The organism is Streptomyces sp. NPDC002386, assembly GCF_053593175.1.
On record NZ_JBSFBX010000007.1, the window covers coordinates 307,176 to 319,772 of the forward strand.

The 12,597-nt window shown below is 71.2% G+C and carries 7 protein-coding genes; 3 read left to right on the plus strand and 4 right to left on the minus strand.

Going from position 1 to position 12,597, the window contains the following annotated elements:
• Positions 1 to 125: 125 nt before the first annotated feature.
• Entirely contained in the window at positions 126 to 2,441 is a 2,316-nt protein-coding gene (locus ACWCPN_RS16955; RefSeq protein ID WP_451206658.1) for a SpoIIE family protein phosphatase, read from the minus strand.
• Positions 2,442 to 2,704: 263 nt separating this feature from the next.
• On the opposite strand from ACWCPN_RS16955, the gene ACWCPN_RS16960 reads away from it, so the two are divergent.
• Positions 2,705 to 3,502, plus strand: coding sequence for a YqjF family protein (locus ACWCPN_RS16960; protein WP_451206529.1), 798 nt, complete (start codon positions 2,705 to 2,707; stop codon positions 3,500 to 3,502).
• A gap of 78 nt (positions 3,503 to 3,580) precedes the next feature.
• On the opposite strand, the gene ACWCPN_RS16965 is transcribed toward ACWCPN_RS16960, so the two are convergent.
• Both ACWCPN_RS16965 and ACWCPN_RS16970 read right to left on the minus strand, forming a co-directional pair.
• Positions 3,581 to 5,110, minus strand: coding sequence for a helix-turn-helix domain-containing protein (locus tag ACWCPN_RS16965; RefSeq protein WP_199212457.1), 1,530 nt, complete (start codon positions 5,108 to 5,110; stop codon positions 3,581 to 3,583).
• Positions 5,111 to 5,175: 65 nt separating this feature from the next.
• Complete coding sequence (locus tag ACWCPN_RS16970; RefSeq protein WP_199212458.1) at positions 5,176 to 5,370, minus strand: DUF4236 domain-containing protein; 195 nt, start codon at positions 5,368 to 5,370, stop codon at positions 5,176 to 5,178.
• A 365-nt stretch (positions 5,371 to 5,735) separates the two neighbouring features.
• On the opposite strand from ACWCPN_RS16970, the gene acnA reads away from it, so the two are divergent.
• Entirely contained in the window at positions 5,736 to 8,453 is a 2,718-nt protein-coding gene (gene acnA, locus ACWCPN_RS16975) for an aconitate hydratase AcnA (protein WP_451206533.1), read from the plus strand.
• 78 nt (positions 8,454 to 8,531) lie between these two features.
• Here the strand turns inward: acnA and ACWCPN_RS16980 are convergent, their stop codons facing one another.
• Positions 8,532 to 11,180, minus strand: coding sequence for a SpoIIE family protein phosphatase (locus ACWCPN_RS16980; RefSeq protein ID WP_451206661.1), 2,649 nt, complete (start codon positions 11,178 to 11,180; stop codon positions 8,532 to 8,534).
• Positions 11,181 to 11,599: 419 nt separating this feature from the next.
• Between ACWCPN_RS16980 and ACWCPN_RS16985 the strand changes: the two genes are divergently transcribed.
• Positions 11,600 to 12,526, plus strand: coding sequence for a lytic polysaccharide monooxygenase (locus tag ACWCPN_RS16985; RefSeq protein ID WP_451206664.1), 927 nt, complete (start codon positions 11,600 to 11,602; stop codon positions 12,524 to 12,526).
• Positions 12,527 to 12,597: the final 71 nt, after the last annotated feature.

Here is a 12,597-nt window from a genome sequence, read left to right on the forward strand (position 1 = left end):
ACTCCTCGAGAAATACCCCTAGGGGTACTGTACGTCCCGGTTCGGGACGCCGTCGACCACCGACGGACACAACAGCGGCGGCCGCCCCCGTCATCCCGGCGCGCCGCCGCCGCCCCGGCCGGGCCTCAGAGCTCCAGGCTGAACCAGGTCGTCTTGCCCTCGTCGGTCGGGCGTACGCCCCAGTCGTCGGCCAGTGCGCGGACGAGCAGCAGGCCGCGGCCGGACTCGTCGGTCTCCGCCGCGAGCCGGGGCTGGGGCAGGTGCAGGCTGCGGTCGCTGATCTCCACGGTCAGGGCGGTGTCGGTGCGGCACACGCGCACCCCGATCGGGCCCTCGGCGTGCCGGACGGCGTTGGTGAGGATCTCGGAGAGCAGCAGGAGGGCGTCGTCCGCCGCGTGCGCGCAGTCCCAGGCGACCAGCGCCTTGCCCAGGAAGTCGCGGCCGGTCCGCACGGACTCGGCGGTGGCGGGCAGGTCCGTCGCGAGCGTGGCCAGCGGGGCCGCGGGAAGCTGGGTCAGCAGCAGCGTGACGTCGTCGTGCCCGTCCGCGTCGGGGAGCAGCGTGGACAGGACGTGGTCGGCGGCGGCCTCCAGGTCGGGCGGCGTGTCGGGCAGCCTGTCCAGCGCGGCGATCAGCTCGGTGAGCTGATCCTCGATGTCCGTCCCCGGCGTCTCGATCAGCCCGTCGGTGTACAGGACGAGGGTGGCGCCGGGCGCGACCGTGGTGCGGCGCTGCTCGTAGATCACACCGCCCACCCCCAGGGGGGCGTTCACGGGGGCCGGGAGCACCTGCGCGCTCCGGCCGGGCGCGGTGACGAGGACCGGCAGGTGACCGGCGGAGCACATCGTCACCTCTCCCGTGTCGGCGGCGATCACCAGGTAGCAGCAGGTGACGAGCTGGTCCGGGACGTCGAGGTCGGCGACGACGCTCTCCAGCGTCTGCATGAGCTGCCGCGGCTGCACGCCGGTCTTGGCCAGGGCGTGTGCGGCCGAGCGGAGTTGGCCCATGACGGCGGCGGCTTCGAGACCGCGGCCCATGACGTCGCCGATCAGCACTCCGACCCGGCCGGCCCCCAGCGGGATCAGGTCGAACCAGTCGCCGCCCACGCCCGCGCCCTGGGTCGCCGGCAGGTAGCGGCTGGCGGTGGCGAGGCCCGGGATGGCGGGCGGGGTGCCCATGAGGCTGCGCTGCAGCGTGAGCGCGATGTGCCGCTGCTGCTCGTACAGCTCCGTCAGCTCGGCCTCGGCACGCTTGCGGTCGCTGATGTCCCGGACGATCGCGCACGCTCCGACGACCCTGCCGTTGCGGCCCCGGGTCGGCCACAGGGTGACGTCCACGTCCAGCAGGACCCCGGAGCGGGTGACCCGCAGCGTCTCGAAGTGCTCGACCTTCTCGCCCCGGCGCAGCCGCTTCAGGAGCGCCGTGATCTCGTCCCCGCGTTCGGCCGGCGCCAGCACGGACACGTGCCGCCCCAGCACCTCGTCCGCCGTGAACCCGTACAGCCGCTGGGCCGCGGCGTTCCAGTACGTGATGTGACCGTCGAGCGTCTTGGCGAGGATGGCGTCCTGCGAGGACTCGACCAGCGCGGCGAGTTCGGTGATCCGTTCCTCGGCGGCCTTGCGTTCGCTGACGTCGCGTACGGCGGCGGAGACGAGGAGGCCGTCGGCGGTCTCGAGGGGGCTGAGACTGATCTCGACGGGGAACTCGGTGCCGTCCTTGCGCAGTCCGTAGAGGTCGAGGCCGGCGCCCATGGGGCGGACCTGCTGGTTGTGGGTGTAGGCGTCGCGGTGTTCGGTGTGGTGTCCGTGGAAGCGGCCGGGGACGAGGAGTTCGACGGGGTGGCCGAGGAGTTCTTCGCGCCCGTAGCCGAAGAGGGCCTCGGTCTGGGCGTTGACGAGGCGGATCAGGCCCTTGTCGTCGACGATCACCATGGCGTCCGGTGCCGCCTCCAGCAGCCCCCGGAACCGTTCCTCGGCGGCCTTGCGTTCGCTGACGTCGCGTACGGCGGCGGAGACGAGGAGGCCGTCGGCGGTCTCGAGGGGGCTGAGGCTGATCTCGACGGGGAACTCGGTGCCGTCCTTGCGCAGTCCGTAGAGGTCGAGGCCGGCGCCCATGGGGCGGACCTGCTGGTTGTGGGTGTAGGCGTCGCGGTGTTCGGTGTGGTGTCCGTGGAAGCGGCCGGGGACGAGGAGTTCGACGGGGTGGCCGAGGAGTTCTTCGCGGCCGTAGCCGAAGAGGGCTTCGGTCTGGGCGTTGACGAGGCGGATCAGGCCCTTGTCGTCGACGATGACCATCGCGTCCGGTGCCGCCTCCAGCAGCCCCCGGAACTTCTCCTCGGCGGCCCCCGGACCGGTCGCCCCGTCCGGCGCCCCGCACCGGCACCTCTGGTGCGGCACCGCGCCGGTGGAGTCCGGCGGCCGTGCCGCGGCCAGGTCACTCATCGCCATCGACGCTCCCCACGCTCGACATGAGACGGGCCATTCCAGTGCAGTCCGCACGGCGGCGCGACGACATGTCGCTTAGTGACACCACACCGCTCGAACCTGTCGCCCCCGATCAACAAGCTGACCGCTCCGTGCGCGGCCGCCCGATCATGGTGGCCGGAAAAAATTCGGTGCGCCGTATCTGCAACCTATTGCCGGCCTTGGCGGGAAAAGTTCCTGGAAGTGGTCCAGGACCAGCGGTACGGCCGCCAGGAGGTGGCGTGAACATCGGAGAAGAGCGCTCCGGCGGCCGGTGGCCGGTGCCGCACGGCGGGCACCCGGAGCCGCTGACCGCCGTCGCGCCCCGACCGGTCCGCCGGGTGCTGTTCCGGCAGGCGTGGCGCGACCTCGTCTTCCTCCACTGGGAGGCCGATCCGTTCGAGGTCGCCCGGCTGCTGCCGGCCGGCACGACCCCCGACCTCTTCCACGGCCGCGCCTACGTCGGACTCGTCTTCTTCCGCATGCGGGACCTCGCCGTCGGGCACACGCCCCCGCTGCCCCGTCTCGGCACGTTCACCGAGGTCAACGTGCGCCTCTACAGCCGGGACGGGCTCGGGCGGCGAGGGGTGGTGTTCCTGTCGCTGGACTGCGACCGGCTGCTGCCCGTCCTCGCGGCCCGGGCGGGCTTCGGACTGCCGTACCGCTGGTCGCGCACGTCGCACCGCTGGTACGGGGACCGGCTGCTGTACCGCACGCGCGGACGCGGCGGCACCCGTACCGACGCCCACGTCTGGATCGACGTCGCCCGCGAGTCCGCGCCGCCGACGCCGCTCGACGAGTTCCTCACCTACCGCTGGGGTCTGCACGAGAGCGTGCTGAAGCGCACGTACTACCTGCCCAACACCCATCCGGCGTGGACGTTCCGGCGGTGTGCCCTGCTCGGCTGGGACGCGTCGGTGGTCGCGGCCACCGGCCTCACGCCGCCGGCGGGCGACCCGGTCAGCGTGCTGTACGCCCCGGGGGTGCCGGTCCGCTTCGGGCCGCCCGTACGGCTCGCACCGGGACGCGCCCACCCCTGACGCCGAGGCCCCGGAGCGCGGGCGCGCCACCTCTTCCGGCCCGCGGCGACGCGGGCCGGAAGAGGCGGCGTCGTCCGGTCAGATGTCCCGGAAGATCTCGATCTGCGCCCCGATCGAGTTCAGCCGCTCCGCCAGATCCTCGTAACCCCGGTTGATGACGTACACGTTGCGCAGGACCGAGGTGCCCTCGGCCGCCATCATCGCGAGCAGGACGACGACCGCGGGGCGCAGGGCCGGCGGGCACATCATCTCGGCGGCGCGCCAGCGGGTCGGGCCCTCGACCAGGACGCGGTGCGGGTCGAGCAACTGCAGGCGGCCGCCCAGGCGGTTGAGGTCGGTCAGGTAGATCGCGCGGTTGTCGTAGACCCAGTCGTGGATCAGGGTCTGGCCGGACGCCACCGCCGCGATGGCCGCGAAGAAGGGGACGTTGTCGATGTTCAGGCCCGGGAAGGGCATGGGGTGGATCTTGTCGATCGGCGCTTCGAGCTTGGAGGGCCGGACGGTGAGGTCGACCAGGCGGGTGCGGCCGTTGTCCGCGAAGTACTCGGGGGAGCGGTCGTGGTCGAGGCCCATCTCCTCCAGGACCGCCAGCTCGATCTCCAGGAACTCGATCGGCACCCGGCGCACCGTCAGCTCCGACTCCGTCACGACCGCGGCGGCCAGCAGGCTCATCGCCTCGACCGGGTCCTCGGAGGGGGAGTAGTCGACGTCGGCGTCGATGTTCGGCACGCCGTGCACGGTCAGCGTGGTGGTGCCGATGCCCTCGACCCGGACGCCCAGGGCCTCCAGGAAGAAGCACAGGTCCTGGACCATGTAGTTGGAGGAGGCGTTGCGGATGACCGTCACGCCGTCGTGCCGGGCGGCGGCGAGCAGCGCGTTCTCGGTCACGGTGTCGCCGCGCTCGGTCAGCACGATCGGGCGGTCGGGGCTGACCGCGCGGTCCACCTGGGCGTGGTACTGGCCCTCGGTGGCCGCGACGTCCAGGCCGAACCGGCGCAGCGCGATCATGTGCGGCTCGATGGTCCGCGTGCCCAGGTCGCAGCCGCCGGCGTACGGCAGCTTGAAGCTGTCCATCCGGTGCAGCAGCGGGCCCAGGAACATGATGATGGAGCGGGTGCGGACGGCCGCCTCGGCGTCGATCGCCGCCATCTCCAGCTCGGCCGGCGGGACGAGCTCCAGGTCGACGCCGTCGTTGATCCAGCGGGTGCGCACGCCGATGGAGTTGAGCACCTCCAGCAGGCGGTACACCTCCTCGATCCGTGCCACCCGGCGCAGCACTGTGCGCCCCCTGTTGAGCAGAGAGGCGCACAGCAGCGCCACGCACGCGTTCTTGCTGGTCTTGACGTCGATGGCACCGGACAGCCGGCGGCCGCCGACCACCCGCAGATGCATCGGACCCGCGTAGCCCAGCGACACGATCTCGCTGTCCAGGGCTTCACCGATTCGGGCGATCATCTCAAGGCTGATGTTCTGGTTCCCGCGCTCGATGCGATTGACGGCGCTCTGGCTGGTACCGAGCGCCTCCGCGAGCTGTGCCTGTGTCCAGCCACGGTGTTGCCGGGCGTCACGGATGAGCTTACCGATGCGTACGAGGTAGTCGTCTGCCATGAGGCTGAGGTTATCTCAGATATGAGATGGCGCCTCTTGGGGGGGTCCGTTCGGGTGATGCCCCGTCAGTGCCCCTTGGTCGTGCGGCGCCATCCGAAAGGTCCGGGCAAATCCATCGATGTCGTACGCCGTCCGGTGCTGCTGTGGGTGTGCCGCGGGCCGTGTTTGCCGCCGCCGGTGGTGATGGACCAGGAGTGCCGGTTGATGTTCAGCCGTACCCCGGGCAGGATCCGGAAGCTCTTGCGGAAAGTGAGCGGCATGAGTGCCTCCTTCGGTGGTTTTCCGGGCTGGGTGGCGCTCAACTCGGATACCCCGTAAGTGCGGAGGGATGGCAGGTGATCGGGGGCGGTCGCGCGACCGTGTCCGGTGTGCGCCGGTCCGCCCGGCGCGGCGGGCTCCGCTGTGGCGGACGCCACCGAAAAACGGCAGGGGCCGGGCCCGGCCGGACATGACCAGTCGGCCCCCATGTACTAGAGTTATCTCGACATCGAGATATCTGCCGAGGCGCACCGTAGCCGCCACTTCAGTAAGGCTTGCCTAACTTAGCCTGACCTTACTGAATCGGCCAAGCCGACGTGGCGGCACGATTGACGGTGGTACGCGCACATCAATGAAGGAGACTGTCGTGTCGGCGAACAGCTTCGACGCCCGCAGCACGCTGCAGGTGGGCGACGAGTCGTACGAGATCTTCCGGCTGGACAAGGTGGAGGGCTCCGCTCGCCTGCCGTACAGCCTCAAGGTCCTGCTGGAGAACCTGCTCCGCACGGAGGACGGCGCGAACATCACCGCCGACCACATCCGCGCCCTCGGTGGCTGGGACTCCCAGGCCCAGCCGTCGCAGGAGATCCAGTTCACGCCGGCTCGCGTGATCATGCAGGACTTCACCGGCGTCCCCTGCGTCGTGGACCTCGCGACCATGCGTGAGGCCGTGAAGGAGCTGGGCGGCGACCCGGCGAAGATCAACCCGCTGGCGCCGGCCGAGCTGGTCATCGACCACTCCGTCATCGCCGACAAGTTCGGCACGAACGACGCCTTCAAGCAGAACGTCGAGCTGGAGTACGGCCGCAACAAGGAGCGCTACCAGTTCCTGCGCTGGGGCCAGACCGCCTTCGACGAGTTCAAGGTCGTCCCGCCGGGCACCGGCATCGTCCACCAGGTGAACATCGAGCACCTGGCGCGCACGGTCATGGTGCGGGGCGGCCAGGCGTACCCCGACACCCTCGTCGGCACCGACTCGCACACCACCATGGTCAACGGCCTCGGCGTCCTCGGCTGGGGCGTCGGTGGCATCGAGGCCGAGGCGGCCATGCTCGGCCAGCCGGTCTCCATGCTCATCCCGCGCGTCGTCGGCTTCAAGCTCACCGGCGAGCTGCAGGCCGGCACCACCGCCACCGACCTCGTGCTCACCATCACCGAGATGCTGCGCAAGCACGGTGTGGTCGGCAAGTTCGTCGAGTTCTACGGCGAAGGCGTGGCCGCCACCAGCCTCGCCAACCGCGCCACCATCGGCAACATGTCGCCGGAGTTCGGCTCCACCGCCGCGATCTTCCCGATCGACGACGAGACCCTGAACTACCTGCGCCTGACCGGCCGTGACGCCCAGCAGGTCGCGCTCGTCGAGGCGTACGCCAAGGAGCAGGGCCTCTGGCTGGACCCGAAGGCCGAGCCGGACTTCTCCGAGAAGCTCGAGCTGGACCTGTCCACCGTCGTGCCGTCCATCGCCGGCCCGAAGCGCCCGCAGGACCGCATCGTCCTGGCGAACGCCGCCGAGCAGTTCAAGCAGGACGTGCGCAACTACGTCGACAGCGTGGACGAGGCGGGCCAGGAGTCCTTCCCGGCCTCCGACGCCCCGGCCGTCCACCCCAACGGCGCCCCGTCGAACCCGGTCACCGTGACCGCCCCCGACGGCACCTCGTACGAGCTGGACCACGGTGCGGTGACGGTCGCGGCCATCACCTCCTGCACCAACACCTCCAACCCGTACGTCATGGTCGCCGCCGCCCTGGTGGCCAAGAAGGCGGTCGAGAAGGGCCTGACCCGCAAGCCGTGGGTCAAGACCACCCTCGCCCCGGGCTCCAAGGTCGTCACCGACTACTTCGACAAGGCGGGCCTGACCCCGTACCTCGACAAGGTCGGCTTCAACCTGGTCGGCTACGGCTGCACCACCTGCATCGGCAACTCCGGCCCGCTGCCGGAGGAGGTCTCCAAGGCCGTCAACGACCACGACCTCGCCGTCACCTCGGTCCTCTCCGGCAACCGGAACTTCGAGGGCCGCATCAACCCCGACGTCAAGATGAACTACCTGGCGTCCCCGCCGCTGGTCGTGGCCTACGCCCTCGCCGGTTCCATGAAGGTGGACGTCACCCGTGAGGCGCTCGGCACCGACACCGACGGCAACCCGGTCTTCCTGAAGGACATCTGGCCCTCCGAGGCCGAGGTCAACGACGTCGTCGCCAACGCCATCGGCGAGGACATGTTCGCCAAGTCCTACAGCGACGTCTTCGCCGGCGACGCCCAGTGGCAGTCCCTCCCGGTCCCGACCGGCAACACCTTCGAGTGGGACCCGCAGTCCACCTACGTCCGCAAGCCCCCGTACTTCGAGGGCATGGGCATGGAGCCGGCCCCGGTCGAGGACATCGCCGGCGCCCGCGTGCTCGCCAAGCTGGGCGACTCGGTCACCACCGACCACATCTCCCCGGCCGGCGCCATCAAGGCCGACACCCCGGCCGGCCAGTACCTCACCGAGCACGGTGTGGAGCGTCGTGACTTCAACTCCTACGGCTCCCGCCGAGGCAACCACGAGGTCATGATCCGCGGCACGTTCGCCAACATCCGCCTGCGCAACCAGATCGCGCCGGGCACCGAGGGCGGCTACACCCGCGACTTCACGCAGGCCGACGCGCCGGTGTCGTTCATCTACGACGCCTCCCGCAACTACATCGAGCAGGGCATCCCGCTGGTCGTCCTGGCCGGCAAGGAGTACGGCTCCGGCTCGTCCCGCGACTGGGCCGCCAAGGGCACCGCGCTGCTCGGCGTCAAGGCCGTCATCGCCGAGTCCTACGAGCGCATCCACCGCTCGAACCTCATCGGTATGGGCGTCCTGCCGCTGCAGTTCCCGGAGGGCCGGTCCGCCGAGTCCCTCGGCCTGACCGGCGAGGAGACCTTCTCCTTCACCGGCGTCACCGAGCTGAACGACGGCACCACGCCGCGTACGGTCAAGGTCACCACCGACACCGGTGTCGAGTTCGACGCGGTCGTCCGCATCGACACCCCCGGTGAGGCCGACTACTACCGCAACGGCGGCATCATGCAGTACGTGCTGCGCAGCCTGATCCGCAAGTAAGCGGCACGGCACAGCGCGGACGAGGGCCGCACCCCCGGCACCGGGGGTGCGGCCCTCGCGCCGTCCCCGGCCCGCGGCTCACTCCCCGAGGAGCGCCGAGAGGTCCGGCAGCGCCACCTCCGCCCAGATCACCTTGCCCTGAGGCGTGTACCGGGTGCCCCAGCGCTCGGTCATCTGGGAGACCAGGAACAGGCCCCGGCCTCCCTCGTCGGTCGTCGCGGCGTACCGCAGGTGCGGCGAGGTGCTGCTGCCGTCGGCCACCTCGCAGATCAGCACCCGGTCCCGGATCAGCCGCACATGGACCGGGTCGGAGCCGTAGCGGATGGCGTTGGTGATCAGCTCGCTCAGGACCAGTTCCATGCCGAAGCCCAGCTCCGACAGGCCCCACTCCTCGAGCTTGGCGGACACCGCGCCCCGCATCCCCGACACCGCGGCCGGGTCCCGCGGCACGTCCCAGTCGGCGACGTTCTCCGGCGGCAGCGCCCGGGTGCGAGCGATCAGCAGGGCCACGTCGTCCTTGGGGCGCTCGGGCAGCAGCTCGTCCAGCACCGCCTGGCAGCCCTCCTCCGGCGACCGGTCGGGATGGCCCGACAGGGCCAGGCGCAGCAGTTCCATGCTCACGTCCAGATCGCGCCTGCGGTCCTCGATGAGCCCGTCGGTGTAGAGAACGAGCTGGCTGCCCTCGGGCAGCTCCAGCTCGGCCGTGCGGAACGGCATGCCGCCCAGGCCCAGCGGCGGCCCGGCCGGCACGTCCGGGAAGGTGACACGGCCGTCGGGAAAGACCAGTGCGGGCGCCAGGTGCCCGGCCCGCGCCATCACGCAGCGGCGGGTCACCGGGTCGTAGATCGCGTACAGACAGGTGGCGCCGACGATCTCCGCGGCCGCCTCCGCGCGGGCCTCGTCCTGGTCGATGCGGCCGACCAGGTCGTCCAGATGGCTGAGCAGCTCGTCCGGCGGCAGGTCGAGGGTGGAGAAGTTGTGCACCGCGGTACGCAGCCGGCCCATGGTCGCCGCGGCGTGCAGGCCGTGCCCGACCACGTCGCCCACGGCCAGCGCCACCCGGCCGCCGGGCAGCGGGATAACGTCGAACCAGTCCCCGCTCACGCCGGACTGCGCCGGCAGGTAGCGGTAGGCGACGTCCAGGGCGCTCTGCTCGGGCAGCGCCCGCGGCAGCAGGCTGCGCTGGAGGGTGACCGCCAGGGCGTGCTCCCGGGTGTACCGGCGGGCGTTGTCGATGCTGACCGCGGCGCGGGCCACCAGCTCGTCCGCCAGCGACAGCTCCTCCTCGTCGAAGGGCTCCTGTTTGGAACGGTAGAAGTTGGCCATGCCCAGGACGACGCCGCGCGCCTGGATCGGGGCGGCGATGAGCGAGTGGATGCCGTACTCCAGTATTCGCTGGGTGCGGGAGGGGTCCTGGGCCTGCCAGCCAGGGGAACCCGCCAGGTTCGGCACCAGCTCGGAGCGGCCGGCGTTGTAGCCGCGCGCCTGCGGGGTGGAGGGCAGGAAGTCGATCAGGCGGCCCTTCTCGTAGAGCGGGTGGTCGTCGCGGATGCCGTTCACGGCGACCCGCCGGATGTCCGTCGCGGTGGGGGCGGGCTCCTCCCCGTGCAGGACGTTGTCGGCCAGGTCCACCGTGACGAAGTCCGCGAAGCGGGGGACGGCGACCGCGGCCAGCTCGTCGGCCGTGCGGACCACGTCGAGGGTCGTGCCGATGCCCAGGCCCGCGTCGTACAGCAGCTCCAGCCGCTCCCGGGCGACCTCGGCCCTGCCGGACACCGCCTGGAGCTCGGTGGAGTCGCGCAGCGTGACCACGGTCCCGCCGCACGCGCCCGCGCCGTCCGTGGGCCGCTGGTTGACCACCAGCAGCCGCCCGCCCGCGAAGTGCACCTCGTCGCTGGCCTCGCGCCCGGAACCGAGCAGTTCCACCGTCTCGGGCTCCAGGTGCGACAGCTCGTGCACATTGCGCCCCTCGGCCTGCGGGGGCAGCTCCAGCAGCCGCCTGGCCTCGTCGTTGGCCAGCAGCAGCCGCCCGTCGTGGCCGACTATGAGCACGCCCTCCCGCACCGAGTGCAGCACCGTGTCGTGGTGCTCGTACATACGGGTCATCTCGTCCGGGGCCAGGCTGTGGGTCTGCCGCCGCAGCCGTCGGCCCACCAGCGCCGTCCCGCCGGTCGACAGCACGAGCGCGCCGGCGCCGGCGGCCAGGATGATCGGCAGCTGCCGGTCGACCTCGCTGGTGACGTTCTTGACCTTCAGGCCGGCGGAGACCAGCGCGGTCACCTTGCCGTCGGCGCCGTAGATGGGCACGGTCGCCTGCACCTCGTGGCCCAGCGGGCCGTGCACGCTCTCGGTGTAGACCCGGCCGTCCAGCGAGGGACCTATCCGGCCCACGAACCGATGGCCGATCCGGCCGGGGATCGGGTGGGTGTAGCGGATGCCCTTGGTGTCCATGACCACGATGAAGTCGACACCCGCGGTCTTGCGTCCCGCCTCGGTGAGCGGCTGGAGGACCTTCGAGGGGTCGGGGCTGTTCAGCGCCTGCTGGACGCCCGGTGAGTGGGCGAAGGTCTGCGCGACGGCTATGGACCGGCGCTTGGCCTCCGTGGTGGTGTCCCGCTCCGACTGGAGCACGAGGGCGATGACGGCGCAGACCACGAGGAGGACCACGAGGGCCACCTGCAGCAGGAAGACCTGTCCGGCGACGCTGCGTGGGCTCTTGCCGACCATCGAGCGCCAGTGGAAGCGCCTGAATCGGCCGAATTGGTCCGACATGCGACATTTCTAGCACTGGGTGATTGGCGATGGCTACGTCCGTCCCGAGCTGTGGACGCCCCCGCCCCTCCCGTCCCTCGCACCCCACGCCTTTCACCAGCGCCGTGTCACAGGTGTGGCGGCAGGCGTTTACAGCGGGTGCCGTGCGCGCTAACTTCACGAAGTAGGGATGGGAGCGCTCCCATCATCTGTTCGGCTCCGGTGGACCGGAACCCGCCCGGCCGGGCCGGGTCCGCTCCCATCCCGTCCCGCCCCTCCCTGTTCCGTCCGCGCCTTTTCCGTCCCTTCCCTTTCCGCCCCCCGTCCGTCCGTCCGGCCGCAGACCCCGCCGGAGGTGTACGTGTCCGTCCGTGCGGCCGCAGACCCCGCCGGAGATGTACGTGTCATGCATATGCCAATTGCCCCGCCCTGTTCTCCGGGGGCGCCCGCGATTACCGCACCCCGCCCGCGGCAGAGGCCTGTTCCTGGTCGTCCTGGCCCTGCTGACCGCGCTCCCCGCTCTCTGCCTGATGCTCGCCGTGGGCATCCCGGCCGTCGCCCACGGAACCCCCGTGAAGCCGGGCAGCCGTACCTTCCTGTGCCGGCGGGACGGGCTCACCGGCACCGGTGAGATCAGACCCGTGAACCCGGCCTGCGAGGCGGCGCGGCAGACCGGCGGCACGACCCCCTTCTACAACTGGTTCGCCGTGCTCCGCCCGGACGGCGCCGGCCGCACCCGGGGCTTCGTACCGGACGGGCGTCTCTGCAGCGGCGGCAACCCCGACTTCCTCACCGTCGACCACCCGCCGCCGAACGGCACACCCCGCACGGTCGACGCCCACTGCTCCTGGTCGGGCAGGCTGCCGTCCGGCAAGACGGGCCGGCACATCGTCCACATGGTGTGGCAGCGCTCGGACAGCGCCGAGACCTTCCAGTCCTGCTCCGACGTCGCCTTCGACGGCGGCGACGGAGAGGTCACCGGCGTCCACGATCCGGGCGGTCCCGGGGAGCTCCCGCCCGGCGCCTGCACCGCGACCCGCCGGACCACCGGCACCTGGTCCGACGGGTACCGGTCCGAGGTGACGGTGACCAACACCGGGACCGTGCCGATGCTCGGCTGGATGGCCGGCTTCACCCTGCCCGCCGGCCGGTCGGTGGCCGGTCTCTGGAACGGCGACGCCACGAACACGGGCCAGGACGTGATGGTGCACAACGCCGGCTGGAACGGCTCACTGAGTCCCGGGCGGAGCGCGACGTTCGGCTACGTGGTCCGGGGCTCCGGCGCCGACGACCCCACTGGCCTTTCCTGCCAGGTCGGTTGAGCCGCTCAGGGCGGACCCGGTGAAGTGACGCACCGGGTCCGCGAGCCGGGCAGGTGAGGGGGGTTCGGTCC